The following is a 22123-nucleotide window of genomic DNA, read 5'->3' as shown; positions in this document are numbered from 1 at the left end:
AGTAAGTGTTGATCGGGGTTCTGGATTTACCCTGGAATGCCGGATGGATTGTGGGCCGCCGAGAGAGTATCTCGGCGGCCCATAACTTTTTTAGCGGCCTTTCATTGCGAAGAGGACGACGAGCAGGATTAGGACGAGCAGGAATGTGTTGATGATGAGCAGGGCGGGCATCATCGATTCGAGCTTGGTCTTGGGGGCTGCGAGTGCCGGGGCTTTGAGTTCGGGTGCTTTGGGGAGCTCAACCTTAGGCATGGGAGCGGGGGCAGGCGCTGCCGCTGCAGGGAAGTGCATGGCGGGGGCCGGAGCTGCGGGCGAGGGTGCGGCTACGTGCAGCGAGGGTGCGGCGGGCATGGCCGGCGCGGCGAAGGAGACGTTGACTGCAACGGGGGCGGCCGGAGCGGGAGCAGGCGCAGGGGCAGGCGCCGCGGGAGCTGGAGCTGCCGGCTTTGCGGGCGCGGAGCTTTGGATCATACGGGTGAATTCGCCGGGCTCCGGGCCTGTGGGTGCGGAAGGCGCGGGCGTGAAGGCTGGAGTGTTGTTGAAGGCCGGCACGGGAGCGGGGATGGGCTCGGGCGGAGCTTCGCGGGGAACTTCGGAGAGACGCTGGATGAGACGCGTGACGCTGCTGGCTTCGACGCTGGCGGGAGATGGTGCGGGCGCGGGAGCTGGCGTGTAGGAAGGGAAGGGATCTGGACGATACGCTGCTGGCTCGGGCTGCGATGGCGGAGGCGCTGCGGGTTTTGCGGCGAGCGAGGCGAAGAGGTCGGTGGCTCCGCCGCTCGAAGCTGGTGCGCTGGGTGGTGGCGTATAGCTGGGGGTGGGGCTGGACTGCCATGGGCTTGCGGGTTGTGGTGTTGGCGCTGGAGCGGGTGCCGGTGGCGCTGGCGTGAATGTTTGAACTGGCGTTGCGGGCTTGGCGGGTGACGAAGATGCTTTGAAGAATTGCGTGAAGCTGCCTTCGCCGGAGGCGGAGCCGGAGACGCCGGGTGAGGAGAAGCCCTTGGCGCGCGGCTGAACGGGGACAGAGGAAGCTTGTGGCACCGATGGCTCGCTCTGGGGCCTGAATGCTGGTTCAGGCGGAGTAGACGGAGCTGGAGCAACCGGAGCGGCGGGGCCTGAGTTGAACATGCGGGTGAATTCACCTGCTCCGGAAGGCGCTGGTGGTGGAGCTGGTGCGGGAGTCTGTGGAGGCGGTGCGGCGGGACGGGCTTCAGTGGCCTGGAACATGCGGGTGAATTCGCCAGGACCAGAGGATGACGCAGGCTGCGCTGCCAGGTAAGGTGATGGCGCTGGTGGTGCGGGAGCGGCTGGCTTTGCCGCGAAGGGATCTTCTTGAGCGGGTTTAGCCGGCTCGGATTCAAAGGCGCGCAGGAACATGCCGGTGGCGCTGAGTTCGGAATCGTTGGGGGATTCCGGTCCGGAGGAGAAATTATCGGTCATGTTGGTCGCTTCCTTTGAGTTTGGTGCGGGTTTCACTGCGAAGATTACACGTACCGGTGGGCGTCGTAAAGAGTTGGGGTGCGTTGTTGATGGAATGGGAACGGGACCTATTACCAAGGTGATGTACGGAGCAAGGACGTGACATGCAGATGAACGGCGAGTTCGCGAATCTTTGTACGCGACATTTTGCAGTGGCTTTGCGAGGAGCACAGCAAGTTTTGCACGATGAGCAAATTGTTGCTGTATGCTCTTTATGATTTACAGACAGGCACTGGAAACGAGCTGTGACGGCGAGACACTATCGGCCGTGAGCAAAGGCGCCTGCGGTGAAGTTGCGGCAGAGGCCGCGCACTATGTGCAAGGGCAGTTCAGGACAACCTGGGACCAGGCATGAGCGGGGATAACGCATGAGCGAGTTGGCATCGAGGACGTGGAGTCTTGCTTCCTGTTATGAGAACGCGTTGACGACGATACTGCGGCTGACGACGATGCAGCAGGGTGCGGCAGCGAATTCGCAGGGGTTTCGCGCGAGCATACGGGCGGCGCTGAAGTCGGCGATGGAGCAGGCTAAGTCGCTGGGGTATTCGAATGAGGTGAACCAGCTCGCATTTTTTGCCGTGGTGGCGCTGCTGGATGAGAGCGTGCTGAAGATGCAGAGCGCGGCGTTCGCCGACTGGGCGCAGAAGCCGATGCAGGAAGAGATGTTTGGGCACATGCGCGCGGGCGAGGTGTTTTTTGAGCATCTGCATGGGCTGCTGACAAAGCCTGACTCGCAGGAGACGGCGGATTGCCTTGAGGTGTATTGCCTTTGCATGCTGCTGGGGTTCAAGGGTAAGTATGCGCTGAGCTCGGGATATTTTGATCAACAGGGCGCGGCGCCGCGAATCGGTGGGGAGATACAGACGCTGGTGCGGCAGGCGCGGGAAAAGATCGGGCGCATTCGTGGGGCGCTGGTGTTTCTGCCGGATGCGCCTCCTCCGCCTGAAGTGAAGGCGAAAAAGGCAGTGGATAGCTGGAGCCGAGGGCTGGGAATTGCCGCGATTGTGCTGTTTGTGGTGATGGTGCTGGCCTTTGGTGGGTTCTGGATGATGCTGAGCTCGGGTGCTTCGAGCATCGGTTAGTCGCATGAGTTTGGCCGGTTGATCCGGCTGTGTATTTTTACAGGCAATTCCGGGGGTTCCCTTGCTCGTCTATGTGCTTGTTGCCGTCGTTGTTCTGGTTGCCGCGTTGCTTGCGTTCGGTATTGCCGCTCTGCTGCATCTGACGGGGACTGCTTACATTCTGTTTGTCACGCTAGTGCTGGTGCTGGGGATCGCGGCGGCGATCGTGATCCTGGTGATGCACTTCAAGGCGAAGAAGAATGCAGGGCAGGAGGGGGATGGATCGGGCGCTACGGGCGAACTGGATCTGCTGCTGAATGAGGCGAACCGGAAGCTGAAGGAGTCGCAGCAGGGCGCGAAGAGCCTGGACATGCTGCCGCTGATCTATGTGCTGGGCGATGCGGGATCGGGTAAGACAACGACGGTGCTGATGTCGGGGTTGAATCCGGAATTGGTGGCGGGCGCGATACCGGCTGAGGGGCAGACGGTTCCGACGACGGTGATCAATCTTTGGTTCACGAGCCTGACGACGATTGTGGAAGCGGGCGCAGCGATACGCAATAGCGGCGCAATGCTGACGCGACTGGTGGAGCGGACGCGGGCGAAGGCGTATCAATCGGCGTTTGGGTCAGGGGCTGCTCCGAGAGCGGCTGTAGTGTGTGTGAGCGCGGAGCAGTTGACGGCGGGTGATGCAGGCGCGGCGCTGATGGCGGGGGCACGGACGGTCGGCGGCCAACTGCGCGAGATAAGCCGGCTGCTGGGCATGGCTGTGCCGGTGTATGTGATTGTGACGAAACTGGACCGCGTGCCGCACTTTGCTGAGTATGTGCGCAACCTGACCGAGGTTGAAGTCAGGCAGATGCTGGGGCTGGCGACGCCGAAGAGCGAAGCCTCGGTTGGCGTGTATGTGGATGAGGCTTCGAAGCGGCTTGCAGCGGCGTTAGATGCGCTCTGCTACAAGCTGGGCGAGTTTCGCGTGGAGATGCTGGACCGCGAGACGGATGCGCGAAGTGCTGGGCCGGTGTATGAGTTTCCGCGTGAGTTTGGGAAGCTGCGCAAGAATCTGAATCAGTATCTCGTGGAGCTTTGCAAGCCGAGCCAGTTGAGCGCGAATCCTTATCTACGCGGGTTTTATTTCACTGGTATTCGTGCGCAGATTGTGGAGCGGATTGCGAATGCTCCTGTGCAGGCTGCACCGCAGCCCGCAGCGGATGCGGGTGCTACGCAGTACTTGAATCTGTCGATGATGGGACGGCAGCAGAGCCAGCCAACTCCACAGCCGGTTAAGGTGGCGACACGGGTGCCGCAGTGGACGTTTCTAGCGCGGCTGTTTCCAGAGGCGATTCTTGGGGACCGCAGCGCACTGACGGCGACGAATCAGACGGCTCCAGCGCGGTTGTTCCGCAGGATTTTGTTTGGGACGCTGGCGTTTCTGTTCCTGCTATATACCGTCCTGCTGATTGTGTCGTATTCGAATAACGCGGCAGTGGAGCATCGGATACAGAATGCGGCGAAGGCACTGCCTTCGACTGGAGCGACTTCGGTTTCGATACCGAGCTTGAGCGATTTGCAGCAACTAGAGCCACTGCGGCAGACGATTGTTCAGTTGGATGGGTACAACAAAGATGGAGCGCCGCTGTCTTACCGGTTTGGTTTGTATCAGGGCGAGAAGCTGGATGCCCAGGCGCGCAAGGTTTACTTTGACAGATTCCGGCCGATGATTCTGAATCCGGCGCAGGCGGGGTTCTCGACGTTGATGAACGGGCTACCGGATGCGCCGCAGAATGCGAGCGATTCGGGTGCGTATGTGGCCGCGTATGAGCCGCTGAAGGCTTATCTGATTACGACGAATCATCCGGAGAAGAGTGTGCCGGTGTTTGTGGACCGGCTGGTGAAGCAGTACTGGGTTGGCAATCGGATGGTGGATGCGGATCAGCAGGCGCTGGTGCAGAAGCAGATCGATTTCTATGCCAATGAGTTGTTGAGGCAACCGCCGTATGCGATCGATCCGGACATGAAGATGGTGGAGCATGCGCGTGGGTATCTGTCGAAATTTGTGGCGGAGACGAGCATCTACCAGGCGATGCTGAATGACGCGGACAAGGCAGGGCAGGCGGTCGACTTCAACAAGATGTATCCGGCGACGCTGACGCTGGTGAGTGATGGACATCCGGTGCGCGGGGCGTTCACGCATGATGGCTTTGCTGCGATGCAGGATGCGCTGAAGCATCCAGAGAAGTACGCTGCGGGTGAGCCGTGGGTGCTGGGCGATCATGGCGCGCAGGCGGTGGATGCGGCGAAGATTGGCGCGGACCTGACGCCGCAGTATGAAGCGGACTACATCAAGGAGTGGCACACGTTCCTGACGGATGCGCGTGTGGCAGGATGCGCGGGAGTGAAGGAGACATCGGGCAAGCTGACGACGCTGGCGGGGCCCGCTTCGCCACTGCTGGCGCTGTTTTATCAGGTGTCGCATAACACGGCCGTTGCGGACCAGAAGATCAAGTCGACGTTCCAGCCGACGCAGGCGTTTGTCGATCCGAACAACAAGGACCGGTTTATCGGACCTGGGAATACGCCGTATGTGAATGCGCTACTGGGAATACAAGGCGCATTGGATCAGGTGGCGGCGAATCCTGCGGCGGCGAACGATCCGAATGCATGGACGCCGGTGACACAGGCTGCTTCGCAGGCGGGCATTGCGGCGCAGCAGACGGCGCAGGCGTTCAATGTAGATCCGCAGTTCCACACGGAGGCGACGGTGCTGGCGCTGATGCAGCAGCCGATCAAGTGCGCTGGTGGACTGGCTCCGAGCCCGGGAGCACCGGCGAATGGCGGCGGACAGAAGATATGCGGAGCGATCAATCCGCTGCTGAGCAAGTACCCATTCACGGCGAATGCCAGCGTGCCGGCGAGCATTGCGGATGTGAACAATGTTTTTACGCCGGATACGGGAGCTGTATGGCAGGTGTTTGGCGCGAGCCTGAAGCCATATCTCGTGCCACAGGGTGCGGGATATGCCGCGGCTCCAGCGGCACCGCAGCCGGTGAATCCGCGGTTTGCGCAGTACTTCAGTCACGTGGCGAAGGTGAGCACGGATTTGTATCCGGGCGGGGCGAAGTCACCGTCGTTTACGTTTAACCTGCGATTCCTACCTTCCAATGGCATCACAAACGCAACGCTGGTGGTAGATGGGCAGCGCATCACTTCCGCCGCGCCGCAGGCGATGCACTGGGATGGTGCGACGGCGCAGAAGGCTTCGCTGGTTTACGACAACAACGAAGTATTGTCGTTTACCGGGACGTGGTCGCTCTTCCAACTGGTGCGCACTGCACAGATCACGAAGACGGCGACGGGGCTACGGCTGGATTATCCGGTGAACACGGCGACGACGGTGGCAGGGCACGCGATCAGCGGCGCGAATACGAAGACGGTGAGCTTTGAGCTGTCGGGACCGGGCGCTGAGGTGCTGGCGCCGGAGTTCTTCCAGGGGCTGCAGTGCGTGGCGCCGGTGGTGAAGTAGCGAGTGTGAAGAGCGGGGCTTGAGGTGCGCCTGAGATAGTTCGTGGTGGCGCGGGCCTATGTGGTTTCCCACTCATTCAGCGCAGAACGCTGAATGAATGGGGCACCCCGATTGATGGTGATTGACACTGGTTCGCGCTTCGCGCGTGGGTGAAGCGGATTCCCTTCGGGAATGACAGAAAGAAAAGCAAGTGCAAGAACAAAAGCTGATCCTTCGCTACGCTCCGGATGACAAGTGGTGATGGTAGCTACTGGCTGGCGCTTTGTTCCGGGGTTGCGGCGGTGAATTCGGCTGAGGGTTCTTGTGCGGGCTCCGTTGTAGCCTGTTCTGTGGATTCGATGGGCGTTTCGAAGGCGCGGAGCATCATGCAGGTGATGTTGTCGACGCCACCTCGCTGTTTGGCGTGATCGATCAATGTCTGGCAGATGGCCGTGAGCTCGAACTCCGGACGCGCTGCGTTGGCGATGTCTTCAGGCTTGGCGTAGCGAGTGAGGCCGTCTGAGGTGAGCAGGAACATGTCGCCGGGCTGGAGGTCGACGGCGAAGAGATCGGGCTCGACGGTTTCGGTGGTTCCGATGGCGCGGGTGATGACGGATTGCAGATTGGAGGCTGCGGCCACTTCGGGGGTGATGAGTCCCATGCGCAACTGCTCGTCGAGCAGTGAGTGGTCGAGCGTGATCTGGTGGGATGAGCCATTGCGGATGAGATAACAGCGGCTGTCGCCAACATTGCCGATGACAAGCCTTGAGTCATCAAGCGTGGCGCAGACGAGCGTGGTGCCCATGTTCTGGTGTTCCGGATTGGTTGTGGCGGCTTCATGGACGAGGCGGTTGGCTTCGTGGATGGAGTGAAGCAGGCGGCTTTCGATGGGCTGCGAGTCGTTATTTTCGGCGGACTGCTGAATGAGGAACTCGAAGCACTCGATGAGGGCGCGCACAGCCATGTTACTGGCGACTTCGCCGGCGGCGCTGCCGCCCATGCCGTCACAAACAACGTAGAGCTGGTTGTCGGTATCGTAGCCGAAGCTATCTTCGTTGTTGCCGCGATGACAGCCTATGTCGGTGGCTGCTGCGAAATCGAGAGAGAATGCCGGTGCCTGAGCCATTCCATCTGCCTCATGATATGACCGCGATACCACCCGAGGGAGTTACACCATGGTAGCGGAAGTTTGCAAGGATTGTGACACATCAGCCTACCTGCTGGATGTGGTTACGGGCAAGGGGGTGTGAGGAATGGATTAGGGAACCTCGACGGTTTCTTCGCCGGGATTGGTAAAGGTGATGACGCCACCCCAGATACACATGAGCTGGGAGACGTTATCGAGAGTAGGGAAGTTGCCCAGCAGGACGGTGGGTGCGCCGGTTACCCAGGGCGCGGGCGTGGCGGGAATGCAGGGCATTGGGGTGAGCACGCCGAGAGCGGCAGCGGTAGCAGAGGCCACTTCCGGGTTGGCGAGGGACTGGCACATGCCGAAGGGCATGATGTTGACCATGGGAATGTGATCCATGATATTTGCGTCGGGCATTTCATTGGTCATGACGCGATTGGTAGGCAACACAACAAGAGAACTGGGGGCCATTCCGAAGGTGCACTGCATTGTGGCTCCCATGCAGACCTGCATTGGCATGGTGAACTCCTATCTGGACAGCAAAGAGTGTACGCCGAGAATGGCTGCTGCGAGAAGCAAGAAACAAAAGCCCGACCTGCAAAGCGCATATCGGGAAGATAGCGGGAATATATTGGCGGAGTTGTAACGATCCGATTTCTTTGGTCACTACGGATAAGCAGGCGGATTGCGATTTCTATGTGTGTAAGTACCCGAATGATGATAGGGTGGTTCGGGCGCGTTATGAGTGTTTATACGCGCAATCCGGTATATGAAACCCGAGCAGTCAGAGCGGGATTTTTTAGTTTGACTTGACTTGGGGAGCGTGGTACTTTCACTCTCTCCGAGAGAAACATTGTGATTTTGCTTTTTGGTTCCCGGAGTGTTGTATGCCCGCAATGGCGATCAGCGGGAATCAACTTGTGCGCCCTGCACTTTTATTCCTGGCATCATGCGTATCGCGCCGACTGTTGCGGAACTGATGATTCGGTCAGTTCTTAAGATCTTACTGTTTGCGATTATCCTTCCACGTTTCTAAAGCAACCGATTGGATAACCTTAATGTCCGCCCCAAGCGAATTTGCGAGCTTGGCAAAACTCAAGAATGAAGTTGCGGCTTTCCGGCCCAATGAGTGGAGATCTGGTATGAACGCTCGTCCGTCGTCTTGCCTTCGCGGCCTGATGTCTTTCGTTGCCCCAGTGATGTTTGTGTTGAGTCTCATGGTTTCGCCGGTAATGGCGCAGAACTCGAGTGGCTCTACGGGAGCGGTCAAGCTGGGTACTGTGCGGGCACCGTTTCTGGTCGTATCTTCGTATGGGCTGTCGTATGCGCCGAACAGTGTTGCTTCCGCGGACGTGAATCATGATGGCAAGCTGGATCTGATCACGGCGAATGCGGCGAGCGGCAGCGTGACGGTGCACCTGGGCAACGGAAGCGGCACGTTTGCAGCAGGCACGGCGTTTGCGTGCGGATGCCATCCCTCGGCGATTGCGGTGGCCGATATGGGCGATGGCAACACGAGCGTGGTGCTGGGCGATGCCGTAGATGGCAATGTGCGGGTGCTGTCGGTGGGCGGCGATGGATCGCTGGCATTGAAGGCGACGTATGCGACGGGGATTGCTCCGGCGCTGGTGGCGACGGGTCACTTTGGCGGCAATGGCGGAGCCGATGTTGCAGTGGTTGGAGGCAAGGTAAGCACGCTGGCTGTGCTGCTGAACGATGGACATGGGAATCTTGGCAGCCCGATCACAACGGCTTTACAGAAGACGCCTGCTTCGATTGCAGCGGGCGAGTTTGCAGGCGATGGACGCACGGATCTGGCGACCGGTAATGTCGATGGTACGGTCAGCGTTCTGGTGAGCACGGGCAATGGCGGATTTGCGTCGCATGGCGATGTAACGGCAGGGAGCGGGATGTTGTCCGCGGTTGCCGTGGGCGACTTCGATCACGACGGGACAATGGACCTGGCGGTGACGGATACCGGCAGCAATGCTGTATCAGTACTGCTCGGCAAGGGCGATGGAAGCTTTGGTCCGGCACAGGCTTACGCCGTTGGAAAGACACCAGCTTCGGTGCTGGTGACAGATGTGAATGGCGACGGCAAGGTGGACCTGGTGGCTGTGAACCAAGCGAGCAACACGTTCAGCGTGCTGACCGGGAACGGCGATGGCACGTTTGGCACGAGCGCGAGCTTTGTTGTGGGGCAGGGACCGGCGGCTGGCGTTGTGGGTGATTTTGACGGCGATGGGCATGCGGATCTTGCGGTGATCGACAGCGGCTCGCAGGCAATCAGTGTCGCTCTTGGAAATGGCGACGGCACATTCCAGGCGGGACGCGCGTATGGCTCAGAGTTGATGCCGATGGCTTCGGCGGCCGCGGATCTGAATCGCGATGGCCGGGTCGACCTGGTGGTGGCGAATTATTGCGGATCGGATGCGGGATGCGCCAAGAGTGGTTCTGTGTCGGTGTTCCTGTCGGATGCGAATGGAGTGTATACGCTGGCGCACAACTATGCGGTAGGGGCGGGGCCAGTGTCGGTGCAGTTGATGGATGTGGATGGCGACGGCATTCCGGATATTGTGGCGCTAAACAGGCTGGATAAGACGATTACGCTGCTTTCGGGTAAAGGCGACGGGAGTTTCGAACAGGGATCGTCGCTGTCGTTATCGGAGTCGCCGGTTGCCGCTGTGGTTGGTGATTTCAATGGCGATGGGAAGCTGGATCTGGCGGTGGTGGGTGATTGCGGAGCGAAGAGTTGCACGCAGCCGGGTACGGTGGAAGTTCTGTTTGGACAAGCAGGCGGCGGATTCCATTCAGGCGCGGTGTATTCGGTCGGCTATGAGCCGGTTGCGATTGCCGCAGGCGATGTGAATGGCGACAAGATGACGGATCTGGTGGTTGCGAACCGTTGCGGAGCCGACGCGAGCTGCAATTCTGGCGGAACGGCAACGGTGCTGATGGCATCGGCTAGCGGACAATTTGCAGCGGCGGGCGCCAGCACTGGAGCTACCAAGATTGGCAACAGTCCGGCGGGCATCGGGCTTGGCGATCTGGCAGGGCGTGGCGTGCTGGATTTGGTGGTCTCGCGCGCGGGCGACAACACGGTTGGGTTGCTGAGCGGCAATGGCGACGGCACGTTTGGGGCGGTCACGAGCTACGCGGTGGGCAATGGGCCTGGTGCTGTTGCGATTGGCGATTTCGATGGCGACGGCAAGCTGGATGTAGCAGTTGCGAACACGACGGACTCGACAGTGTCGGTGCTGTTTGGAACGGGCAGCGGAAAGATGGGCAGCACGGCGGTAATGCCCGTGGGTGCTGGTCCGGCGGCGCTGACGACGATTGCGAGTTCTACAGGTAAGGCGACAGGGCTGGTGACAGCGAATGCGGATGCCGCTTCGTCGCAGCCGGGAAATGAAATTACTGTTCTGACGAGAATGCTACCGATGACAAGCGGGCCGGTTGATCCCACATCGATTGCAGTGACGCTGACGAATGGCAACTCTCCGGCTACTTACGGCGCATCGTTGCAATTTACGGCGACGGTGACGGGAACATCTAACTCGACACAGCCGACCGGAACCGTGACTTTTGATGATGGGACGGCTGCGCTGACGTGCACAGGATCTGGCGATGGCACTTTGACGCAGAATGGCACGACGAACAGCACGGCTACGTGCTCGATTTCAACGCTGAGCGTTGGGACGCATCACATCAATGCCACGTACAATCCGGGATCTGACCCGAATTACAACGCGATTGGGCCGTCGTCCAACCTTACCCAACAGATTCAGGATGCGACTCCATCGATATTGCTGGCCCGTACGACAGGCCAAGCGTCGGTTGGGTATGGGACGACGCTGGTATTTACCGCGACTGTGTCGGGGGCCAGCGGCGTGACACAGCCGACGGGTACTGTGACGTTTAAGGACAACAGCACGACGCTGTCTTGCACGGGGGCGAGCGACAATACGCTGACACAGGGCACATCGAGTAGTACTGCGACGTGCACGATCGCCACACTTTCGGTGAGCGGTTCACACAGCATCAAAGCGACCTATGTGCCCGGCAGCGATCCGAACTATAACGCTGCGGGGCCATCGAGCCCGGTTTCGCAGACGGTGACGACGGCGACGCCGACGATTTCGCTGGCGCTTACTTCTCCAGCCTCGTCATCGGTGACGTACGGAACTTCTCTGACCTTCACGGCGACCGTGTCAGGCGTCTCCGGTGCGGTACAGCCTACGGGCAGTGTGACCTTCAAGGATGGAGGCACAACACTGAGCTGCAGCGGCGCAGGCGATAACACGCTGACGCAGGGAAGCTCGAACAGTACGGCGACCTGCACGATCTCTACTCTGGCTGGCGGTTCGCACAGCATTACGGCGGATTATGTGCCTGGCAGCGATCCGAACTACGTAGCTGCGGGTCCATCGAACACAGTGTCGGAAACTGTGACGACAACGGGGCCATCCATTACGCTGGCACGCACGGGCTCGTCGTCGGTGACTTACGGCACTTCGCTGACCTTTACAGCAACGGTGACGGGTACTTCCGGCCAGACGCAGCCGACGGGCACAGTGACGTTCCAGGATGGTTCGACGACGCTGACTTGCTCTGGATCGAATGACAATACTTTGACGCAAAACGGCAAGACGAACAGCACGGCGACGTGCTCTTTGAACTCGCTTGGGGTTGGTTCGCACAGCATTACCGCGACGTATGTGCCGGGCAGCGATCCAAACTATACGGCGGCTGGTCCATCGTCTCCGATTTCGCAGGCTGTGACAAAGGCAGCGGCGACGATTAATGTGGCTACGAATCCTGGATCGCCAACGGTGGACCAGTCGGTGACGATTACGGCGACGGTGACGACGTCAGTGACGGCGCCGGTAGGCCTTGCAGGCACGGTCAGCTTTACAATCAATGGCTCGTCGAGCGGCGATTGCCCGAACACGGCGATTAACACTACCACCGGCAAGGCGAGCTGCACGACTTCGTCCCTGGTAGCGCCGGCTGACGTCATCGTGGCGTCTTATTCAGACCCGAACTACACGGCATCTAACGGGCAGGCTTCGCCCACCGTATCGAAGGTTACAGCGCAGACATTGTTGAGTTCGTCGAGCCCATCGGCCCAGGTGAATCAGTCCGTGACGTTTACCGCGACGGTCGCGCCGCCTACTGGGGCGGGTACCGCGACATTGCCTTCCGGAGGCGTGACATTCAAGCAAGGCTCGACCACGCTTTGCGGCGGCGTAACGCTGGTGCCCGGCACTACATCGTCAACGGCGAGCTGCTCCTATGCGTTCGGAGCGGTGACGTCGAGTGCGACGACGATCACGGCTACGTATCTCGGTGACTCCAACTTCAATGCGGGAACCGCGGGAACGACGCCCCAGGTCGTGACCGCTGGAGCGACAACGGCATCGATCACGGGATCGAATCCGAACCCGTCGAATGTGGGTCAGAATGTGACGATATCGGCGGCGGTGGCGGCATCTACTTCCGGACCGGCATCACCGAAGACGGGAACGGTGGCATTTGTCGACACGTCTGTATCGCCGAATGTGACAATTTGCACGGAGCCTGTGTCCGGTGGAACAGTGACCGCGTGCCAGTATCCGTTTACCTCGTCGGGTACGCATACGATTACTGCAACATTTACATCGAGCGATTCGAACTTTGCCAACAGTTCTGCTTCCACGGCATTCCAGCAGGTAGTGAGCGCCTCGACAACAAAGGTGACGCTGGCGAGCAGTCAGAGCGGAACACTATATGCCAACCAGCCGGTGACATTCACGTCCACGGTAAGCGCCAGTTCCGGAACCGGCCCGACCCCGCAGGGAACGGTGGTTTACAAAGACACTTCGGCTACTCCGGTAGCAACGCTCTGCACGACAACGCTTAGTTCTACCGGAATAGTGCCGAACTGCGTGGTGCCTTCGTCTTCGGTGGCGCCGTTTTCGGCGGGAGCACACTCGGTGGTGGCGTTCTTTACGCCTTCGGACACGAACTATAACCCTGGAAATTCACCCACTGCCACAGTGACGGTTTCGCAGGATACGCCGACAGTGACGGTGGCGCTGGGCGGTACGCCTGTGCCGTCGGCAGTGACGGTGGATCAGGCGGTTACTTATACGGCGACAATTGCTGAGAATCCGGCGGTATCGACGACTGGCAATCTGTCGACGATTTATCCGACGGGAAGTGTGAGCTTCACATTTTCACAGGCGGGAGTTTCGGCGACGAGCCCCTGCACGGCAGCGGCGATTTCTCAGTCAGGTGGTGTAACGACGGCGGTCTGCACGTTCTCGTTCCCATCAGCGGCAACATCACAACCGTACACAGTGACCGCAACGTACAACGGGGATGCGAATTTCCTCTCGACGGCTGGAACCGTGAACCAGGCTGTAGGGCAGACGGCGACAACAGTTTCGTTCAGCACGCCGAATCCGGCGAGCGCTTCAGTGAATGAGCCGATCACCTTCTCGGCGACGGTTACGAAGCCGGGAGCGTTTACGGGACTTACGCTGCCTTCCGGTTCGGTGACGTTTACCGATACGACGGCATCGCCTTCGGTGCTGCTATGCACGGCGACGGTGACACAGTCGACGGGTATTGCGAGCTGCTCAGGAGCGCTGAAATCGGTTGGCACGCACACGATTACAGCAGCGTATGCAGGCGACACGAACTTCACTGCTTCGTCAGGCACGCAAACAGAGATGATCATTGCATCTACGCCGGTCATCAAGCTGACGTCTTCGGCGAGCACGGTGGTTGCGACGCAAGTGGTGAACTACTTTGCAGTGGTTTCACCGCCGGTGACGGGAGCAGGAGCACAGGCACCCACCGGAACGATCGTGTTTACCTCTTCGGATGGCTCTACAAACAACTGCAGTCCGATTGTGACGTCGCCTGGCGATGGAACGATCACGAACAGCTGCCAGTTTGCTTTCCTGCCGACGACGTCGGGCAATGTGACGGTGACGGCATCGTTTGTGAGCGCCGACGGCAACTTCAAGTCGGGCACGGCAACGTTAGCTGAGTCGGTGCAGAACTATACGGTTGCGTTCAATCCAACCGGGCCGACCAGCGTGACGCAGGGATATGAGAACGACAAGGATCCCTTCAGCCCAGGAACGATTCATGTTATGGCCACACCGATCGGCGGGTTCTCAGACGAGCTGACGCTCTCCTGCTCGGTGCAGAACTCGAGCAAGACGACGATAACGAATCCGCTGACATGCGCGCCGAGCACAAATACGCTTGCAGGCAATGGCAGCTCGCCTGTAGCATTTACGGTCACGGCAGCGGCAGCGACACCTGTTGATACATACACGGTGACGCTGACAGCAACGGACAACACGTTCCCGGCGCTGACGCAACAGGCAACGCTGCAGGTGAATGTGATCGCGACTTCGGGCACGGTCAGCCTGGCGCCAGGCTCGGCGGCGACGCAGAGCGTGGTGTTCAATACGGCACCTCCGCAGGGTGGAACGCTTGCGGCTACGCTGAACACGTTTGCCTGTGGCTTGACCTCAGGCACGGCGCAGATCACGTCCGGTGAGATTTCATGCACGGGACCGGCGACGGCCGTGCCGATCACGGGCAATGCGACTACGGCGTCCATCACTATTACGGTGAATGGCACGACGAGCGCCGCGCTGCGACGGCAGGGCGATGGCGGAGTGTTCGCGGCGGCAGCCTTCTGGGGCATGCCGGCGATCGGATTCCTGGCTTGGGCGGCGCGGAAGAGCAAAGGGCGGAAAGACCTGATGCGATATCTGGGCATCGCGCTGCTGATTATCGGAATGTCATACGGCATCGGATGCGGCGGTAGCTTTACGAGGCCGCCGACGGTGACGGGCGGACCGCCGGTTGGAAGCTATCTGGTGCAGATCGTGGCAACCGATTCGAATGGGATCAATCACTATGCGGTTGTGCCGCTGGTTGTGAACTAAGCGAAGTCGGCGCAGGACCGTCGGGGACGATGGTCCTGCGCCGCTCAAGATTCGCGCCCAGAGGCGCAAGGGGGATCCGTGAAAGCGAGAAATCTGGCTATTTTTATTTCCTTGGTTTGCGGTTCGACGGCTTACAGTTTCGCGCAGGTAAATTGCCTGGTGTCGAACAAGCTGGTGTGCGAAGTGCCGACGACGTCCACCACGGTGGCGGCGGCTGCTATCGGCGCGCAGAATGCTCAAAGCAATGCCACGATTCAAAGCCTTTCGGCGGCGGTCAATTCGTCGATTGGAACGCAGTTGACACAGCTGCCGGTGCCGAGCGCCAGCGTGGGTACTGTATCGCTGCAGGCATCGGGAAATCCGTTTGGTGTGCCGTTTGACAATATGGGTCCGATTCTGACGGACCGGCCGGATACGGTTGGCAAGCACAGACTGTTTGTGGGCTTCAGCTACCAGCACTTCAATTTCAACGCGATCAACGGGATCAATTTGGATGCGCTGCCGGTTGGATACAGTATTTCGCAGCCTTCGCAGGCCGATCCTACGGATACGCAGACGATCTTCGGCAGTGAAGTTGGAGATGTAACTTTTTACCTCGATCAGTATGTGGGCGTTTTGACATACGGATTGACCAGGACTACGGACGTTACCGTGGTTGTGCCGGCGAACAATGTAACGCTGAATGTGACGACCTCGAATTTTCAGACGTATCTTTACGACTCGAAGTCTGGGCAGTACAGCAATGAGAGCCAGCCGAACAAGTCGATTCCAACTTCAGGCAGCGCGAGCGGCATCGGCGATGTCACGGTACGCGTGAAGCAGATGCTGATGGGACAGGAAGGGCGGCGTCCAGCGGTGTCTGTGGACGGCGATATTCGATTCCCGAGCGGTGACGCACTGAACTATCTGGGATCGGGCGCGTGGGGATTCAATCTGAGTGGGTTGTTCGAGTACCGGTGGAAGGTTTCGCCGCATGCGAAGATCGGGTACCAGTGGAATTCAGATTCGCAACTGGTGAATATTTTCCAGGCTCCGAATGCGCAGTTGCCGGGTGGTGTGCAGTATGCGGCGGGCGCGGATTATCGTGTGTTTCGCCAGTTGACGCTGGCGGCGGATGTGCTGGGAAGCCAGTTTGTGAACAGCAAAGTTTTGCAGCCTGAGGCGCTGACGTTGGCGCCTGCTCCGCCGACAGGGATTGCCCCGACGAGTTTGCCTTCGGTGGTTGCGCAGACGAACACGTATACGACGGCGAACTTCAGCGTGGGTGCGAAGTATCATCCGACGCGGCATTTTCTCTTCTATGGCAACGTGTTGATTCCGATCAACAATGTGGGACTGCGTAGCGATCCGGTGCCGCTGGCGGGCATAGCGTTTATTCCGTAGATCGTGAAGTAAAGGGGAACAGCCCGGACGGCATCGCCGTCCGGGCTGTTTTATTGGAGTCGGCTGTCGGGGTTCGCGCTCACTCGCGAAGGCGGTTATCAGGTTTCAGAATTGAGACCTGCGGTACCCGGCAAAGATCCGTATACCGCTCAGTGCGAGATTGGACCATGCAAATGACGAAACGACAATTATTTGTAGTCGCAGCTCTGGCACTCGTTTTATGCTGCTTTCGGAGTCAGGCGCAAGAAGTGGAAGTCGAGAATGTTCCCAATGACATTCTTCAGTCCGTCGAACTTGGACAGTTTGCGAAGTCGTATACACTCGATGGCTCAATGAATCCGTTTTACTTGCGCGGTGATTTCGATGGCGACGGAAAGATTGACTATGCCATTCGAATCAAATCAAAGACTACCAACGAATCTGGCATGGCAATTTGGTTGAGCAGTCTACATAAGTTCTTATTTTTAGGCGCTGGCGTTCCATTTAAGGTATCCGGCTCATCGGTGTCAAATTTGGATTTCCTAGATACCTGGCAGGTCTATGGAAAGAAACCGGTCGAGCGCGCTGTTGAATCTGGGCCTCGTCCACACCTTTTGGGCGAAGCAATTTTGGCGGGCAAACGCGATAGCGCTAGCGGTCTGATCTACTGGAGCGGAAAATCATTTTCATGGTATCAGCAGGGCGATTGAGACACTGGATTTCGCCTACGATGTGACCCACACATTTATGAGGTTTCGCACTACATATGTCTGACGTGCTTTTCGCTATCGCGTTTTACGGCAAAGAATGCGGCGATGGAGACGTAAGTTCTATGGGTTCGCGCTACGCGCGAAGGAGAAGCGGATCCCCTTCGAGGATGACAGGCGAGAAAAGCAAGGGCAACTGCAAAAGCACAGGAAACTACAAAGGCGCGGTAGCTACCAAAGCCAGATCAACTGCAGAAGCTACTGATCGAAGCCGGTGACGCGCCACCGGCCGTCTTTTCTGGCGAAGTGGAAGGTCTTGTGTACGGGCTTTGCGGGGAGCCGGTTGCCGTCTTTGGTGACGATGGTTACGACTTCTTCGCAGCCCCAGGTGGCTGAGTTCTCGTCGCCTTCGGGTGCGCCGGTGCACTTGTCCTGGACATCGAAGCCTTTGGCGTCGTTGCACCAGTTGGAGAGGGCTTTCAGGCCGCCGCCGGGGAAGTTGTTGAAGGCGTTCTGGCACTCTTTTGCATTTTTGCCCGAGACGCTGGTGAAGATGTTCTGGTAGCTGCCGGCGAGCGCGGCGTGAAGGGTGCCGGCATCGGGCGGCTGCGGGGTGTTCACAACGGGCTGCGGCTGCGGTGTGGGCGGCGGATTGTTGACCACGACTGGCTGCGGCTTGGGATGCACGGTGACGGTAACGGCGTTGAGCGCGATATTGCCGTTAGCGATGATGCGGTAAGTCGTGGTGTGGTCGGGCTCCACGGTGTGCGTGCCTGAGATGGGCACGTTGCCGATGCCATCAATATTGAGGGAGGTTGCGTTTTCTACGCGCCAAGTAAGGGTTGTCGATTTGCCTTCCTCGATGGTTGTGGGATCGGCGTGGAAATCAGCGACTGTGGGCTGCATCGGAGCCAGTTGCGCGTTGATGCTGGCGTTCTGGCCGGCCTGTACGTCGATGCCCTTGCTTGGGACGGCGACGTAGCCGGCGAGGCTAGCGCCGATGGTGTGATGGCCGGGCGGGATGTTGGTGATGGTGTATTCACCCTCGGCGTTTGCAGTGCCGGAGTATTTGCCACCGTCCACGAGAATCTGCGCGCCCGGATTGGACTGCACGATGAGATTCGCGGCGTTGGCTACCGGCTTAGGCAGCGGGTCGAGATTGAAGCTGTCGGTTACCTGCTGATTGAGAGCAATGGTGATGGTCTTGTCAGCGGAATCCTTGAAGCCTGCGGCGGCATAGCGGACGTGGTGCGTGCCGGCCTCAATGACCAGCGGCTTGCCCTGGTGGATGTTACCGCGCAGAACACCATCGACGAAGACTTTGAAGTCGGGAACGTTGCCGGATGCCATCAGGGTACCGGACTTGCCGAGCGCGGTCAGGACGGCTGGGTCGCGGTAGGTTTCGCCGTTACCGAGAGAAAGATCATCGGTGAAGGACGAGAAGCCGTCTTTGGAGACCTGGATGTGATGCTTGCCAGGCTTGAGTGTGATGGAGAGATCACCGCCTTGTGCATCGATGGTGATAGGCGGATTGTTGTCGACGATGACCTGCGCGCCCGGCGGAGCCTTGGCGATGACGATGTGAGCATCAGTGGGGCCGGTGGCGACGGTGGGTTGTTTGCGATTGAGAACGAAGACGACGACAGCGATGGCAGCGACGACGACGATACCGGCGGCGACGAAGATCCAGACGGGGGTCTTACGGGCGATGATGGGCTCATCGAGATCGGCGACGGTGATGGGCTTGCCCGGCTCGGCCAGGGCGGCGCGGGCAGCCTGACCGATGCGTTTCCAGTCAGCCTGACGGGTTTCCGGGGCGTAGCCTACCCATTCCTGGGTGGTTTTGAGAGCGGCGAGTGCGCCGTTGGGATCGTTCTTGAGGAGCGCTGCGCGGGCTGACTCAATGGATTTGCCGACTTCTTCCTGAGCGTAGGCATTGCGGGCGCTTTCGACGTTCTGAATCTCGCGGGTGAGCTCGGGCGACTCGCCGTAGGCACGGATGACGGCCTGCAGGGCGTCGATTGCGGCAGTGAAGTTGTGAATCTGTACCGCGTGTTGTGCGGCGATGATAGCTTCCTGAGCCAGACGGCGTTTTTCGCGGTCGGCCTGGAGGGACTCGAAGAGGTTCTGAACCTGCTTGTTCTGCGGAGAAGTGGAGATGTACTCCTGCAGGATGCGCAGGGCTTCGTCGAGCTCGCCACGCTCCCAGAGCGTGGAGGCGCGCTTCTGAACGAGCTCGGCCTTGCGGGCGATGGCGGCCTGCTGCTCGCGCACTTCGTCGAGGAGGCGCGAGAGGCTGGGATCTTTGGTTTCGGCTACCGAGGCTTCGAGGGCCGCGGCTGCGTCGTCGAGGCGGCCTGCGGCGAGCAGCGATTGGGCGTCGGCGGTTGCCTTACGGATGTTGGCGGCGCGTTGCTGATTGGCCAGCTCGTTGCGGGCGAGGGCCAGCAGACCAGCGACGTCGGCCTGTTCGCCGCACTCGAGGTTGTAGCTTTCGAGAACTTCGATGGCCTTGTCGAACTGATCGGAGGAGATGTGTGCGCGCGCGCTGCTGAGGCAGTCGCCAAGGCGCTGTTCACCCTTGCGGGCTTCGTACTGCTGACGCAGGAGGCGCTCATAGGCGATGAGACGCTCTTCGCCGGGCATCTTTTCGATAGCCTGCTGGAGGCCCGCGAGGGCTTCGGCGGGCGCAGTGGCGAAGGTTTCCTTGGCCGAGGCGATGGCAGAGTCGACGAAGAGCTTGGAACCGAATTTGCGGGCTGCGGTGTCTACCTCGAGCTTGAGTCGGTGCAGCGAAGTTTCGCCGGGAAGCTTGTCGATGGCGCGATCGAGGAGATCGACGGCCTGATCATATTGATCGTTGCGGAGGAAATCGTTGACGCGGCGGTGGAGCTCCTCGAGGAGCTGGCGGCGCTCTTCTGTCTCGCGAATGCGGTTGAGATCGCGCCGGATCTCTTCGATGCGCGGATAGGAGGGGTCGATGGCCTCGGCTTCGGCGAGTAGCTGATCGACTGCAGGAAAGTTCTGAGCAGTGAGCTCGCGGCGGGCGGCGTCGAGGGTAGAAATGAGCTTGCCACGCTGAGCCTCGACCTCAAGCTGGCGGGCGAGGGTGCTGCGGACGGCGAGGAGCCTGGTGTGCTCTGGATCTTCCTGCAGGGCAGCTTCGGCGATGCGCAGAGCCGCGGTGATGTCGCCGCGGTTACGGGCGGATTCTGCATCAAGAAGAGCGGCGGCGCTGCGATCGTAGCGCCGCTTGCGCTCTTCGACGATCTGGAGACGGCTGGTGATCTCGGCTGAGGCCGAGTCGAGGCGCTGTGCATCCTTGAGAAGGGAGAGGGCGTCGGCGAAGTTTTCCTGGGCAACAGCTTCGTCGGCCTTGGAAATCATCTCCTTGAGGCGATCAGCGCGTTTTGCGCGGTCCTGATGATCACGGACAAGTTTGCGGAGTTTGCGGACCTGGGTGTTGGCTGGGTCGAGCTTTAAAGCTTCGTCGAGGAGCTCGAGCGCGGGTGCGTAGCGGCTCTCGGTGGTCAGGCGCTCGGCGTCGTCGAAGAGCTGGAAGACACGGACTTTTTTCTGCTCTTCGATGACCTCGTGGAGAGCGTCGGCGAAATCTTCTGCGGTGGAATAACGGTCCTCGGGGTCTTTTGCGAGTGCCTGGTCGAGGATCTGGTCGAGCGCAGGCGGGTAGTCGCGAATGAAGTCGGAGAGCGAGTTGTGCTTCTCGTTGACGATCTTGTAGGAAGCGGTCGCTTCACCGCCGCCAAAGGGAAGCTGGCCGGTGAGGAGCAGGTAGAGGATGACGCCGGCGGAGAAGACATCGACGCGGCCATCAACGGCGTCGCCCTTGAATCGTTCGGGAGCGATGTAGTGTAACGAGCCGACGATCATGCTGGTCTGGGTGAGACCGCTGGTCTGCTCGACATTGGTGATCTTGGCGATGCCGAAGTCAATGATCTTGGCTACGCCGTTGGGCTGCAGGATGACGTTGGCCGGTTTGATGTCGCGATGGATGATGCCCTTGGAGTGAGCGTAGCCGAGAGCGGAGCAGACTTGCTCGATGATGCTGAGCTTGGTGAGCAGATTGATCTTGCTGCCGGAAGCGATGATCTTGTCGAGCGGCTCGCCCTCAACGAACTCCATGGCGATGAAGGGCAGGCCATCGTGGGTGCCCATTTCGTATACGACAGGAATGTTGGGATGGGTGAGGGTGGAGGCGCGAGCCTCCATTTTGAAGCGGGCCAGCCCTTCATCCTGGGCGGAGCGGAATGGGCGCTTGATGGCTACGCGGCGGCCAAGGTCGTCCTGAGCGAGCAGAACCTCGCCCATTCCTCCGCGGCCGAGCACACGGATGATCTGATATTTGCCGATCATTCCCGCGCCAGCGGACGTTGTTTCCATCGTCAGGGCCTTACCTTATCCAAGGAGTAGGTGACAACCTGCTGTCTGGCGTTACAGCGTGGAAGCCACAAATTGAAGTATTCTTACGCGCTGTTTTAGCTCTGCAAAGACGGTAACACGGCTTCGCCGAGGTCGCCAATAAGAAGATGGGGCAATGAGTCGAGAGTACTACGAAAGTGGCAGAGCGTAGACTGTCTGCCGGAATCGGCGGAGAGTTATGATAAGAGCCCCGATACGAGCTTGGTGGAGGCGTAAGCGCTGATTGCATTTTGACTCAATCCCCCGATTGGGGGAGCGGCCAGAAGAAAATCTTGCTCCACGATAGTTTGGTGTGGTTCTCTAGGAAGTCCAATCCGGAAACTCCAGGATGTTGCTCTAATTCCGGAAAGGCAGCCAGAACGATCAACCGGTAATCCTGGCCGGTCAACTTTGGTGATTTGGGTTCGCGATGAGTCTGTTTTTTAAAAAGCTGATTATCGTGGGCGAACAATTCACTTGGTATGTTTCAGACAGAAAGGGCCGGTGTC

The 22123-nt window shown here is 59.4% G+C and carries 9 protein-coding genes; 5 read left to right on the top strand and 4 right to left on the bottom strand.

The features are described from left to right. Nucleotides 1-90 precede the first annotated feature (90 nt). Nucleotides 91-1440 (bottom strand): hypothetical protein, encoded by a 1350-nt coding sequence (locus tag OHL22_RS20090; RefSeq protein WP_263341345.1) that lies wholly within the window; start codon nucleotides 1438-1440, stop codon nucleotides 91-93. Between the two features lie 407 nt (nucleotides 1441-1847). On the opposite strand from OHL22_RS20090, the gene OHL22_RS20085 reads away from it, so the two are divergent. Together OHL22_RS20085 and OHL22_RS20080 are read left to right on the top strand one after the other, a co-directional pair. After that, a complete protein-coding gene (locus OHL22_RS20085; RefSeq protein WP_263341344.1) occupies nucleotides 1848-2561 on the top strand; it encodes a DotU family type IV/VI secretion system protein in 714 nt (237 codons plus the stop codon). 61 nt (nucleotides 2562-2622) lie between these two features. Then, nucleotides 2623-6063: an ImcF-related family protein gene (locus OHL22_RS20080; RefSeq protein ID WP_263341343.1), complete on the top strand. Its 3441-nt coding sequence runs from the start codon at nucleotides 2623-2625 to the stop codon at nucleotides 6061-6063. Between the two features lie 247 nt (nucleotides 6064-6310). Here OHL22_RS20080 and OHL22_RS20075 read toward each other — a convergent pair whose 3' ends face one another. Continuing rightward, a complete protein-coding gene (locus OHL22_RS20075; RefSeq protein WP_263341342.1) occupies nucleotides 6311-7168 on the bottom strand; it encodes a Stp1/IreP family PP2C-type Ser/Thr phosphatase in 858 nt (285 codons plus the stop codon). Between the two features lie 132 nt (nucleotides 7169-7300). Continuing rightward, complete coding sequence (locus tag OHL22_RS20070; protein ID WP_263341341.1) at nucleotides 7301-7690, bottom strand: DUF4280 domain-containing protein; 390 nt, start codon at nucleotides 7688-7690, stop codon at nucleotides 7301-7303. Between the two features lie 623 nt (nucleotides 7691-8313). Here OHL22_RS20070 and OHL22_RS20065 point away from each other — a divergent pair. The 3 genes from OHL22_RS20065 to OHL22_RS20055 all read left to right on the top strand — a co-directional run bounded on the left by OHL22_RS20065 (nucleotide 8314) and on the right by OHL22_RS20055 (nucleotide 17198). After that, nucleotides 8314-15126 (top strand): Ig-like domain repeat protein, encoded by a 6813-nt coding sequence (locus tag OHL22_RS20065; protein ID WP_263341339.1) that lies wholly within the window; start codon nucleotides 8314-8316, stop codon nucleotides 15124-15126. Nucleotides 15127-15204: 78 nt separating this feature from the next. Continuing rightward, entirely contained in the window at nucleotides 15205-16509 is a 1305-nt protein-coding gene (locus tag OHL22_RS20060) for a transporter (RefSeq protein ID WP_263341337.1), read from the top strand. 173 nt (nucleotides 16510-16682) lie between these two features. Next, entirely contained in the window at nucleotides 16683-17198 is a 516-nt protein-coding gene (locus tag OHL22_RS20055) for a hypothetical protein (protein WP_263341335.1), read from the top strand. Between the two features lie 255 nt (nucleotides 17199-17453). On the opposite strand, the gene OHL22_RS20050 is transcribed toward OHL22_RS20055, so the two are convergent. Further along, nucleotides 17454-21596, bottom strand: coding sequence for a protein kinase domain-containing protein (locus OHL22_RS20050; RefSeq protein WP_263341334.1), 4143 nt, complete (start codon nucleotides 21594-21596; stop codon nucleotides 17454-17456). Between the last annotated feature and the right edge of the window lie 527 nt (nucleotides 21597-22123).

This window comes from Acidicapsa dinghuensis (assembly GCF_025685685.1).
Lineage (GTDB): Bacteria > Acidobacteriota > Terriglobia > Terriglobales > Acidobacteriaceae > Acidicapsa > Acidicapsa dinghuensis.
The sequence above is the reverse complement of the archived record's forward strand: the minus strand, read 5'-3'. Positions and strand labels throughout refer to the sequence as shown.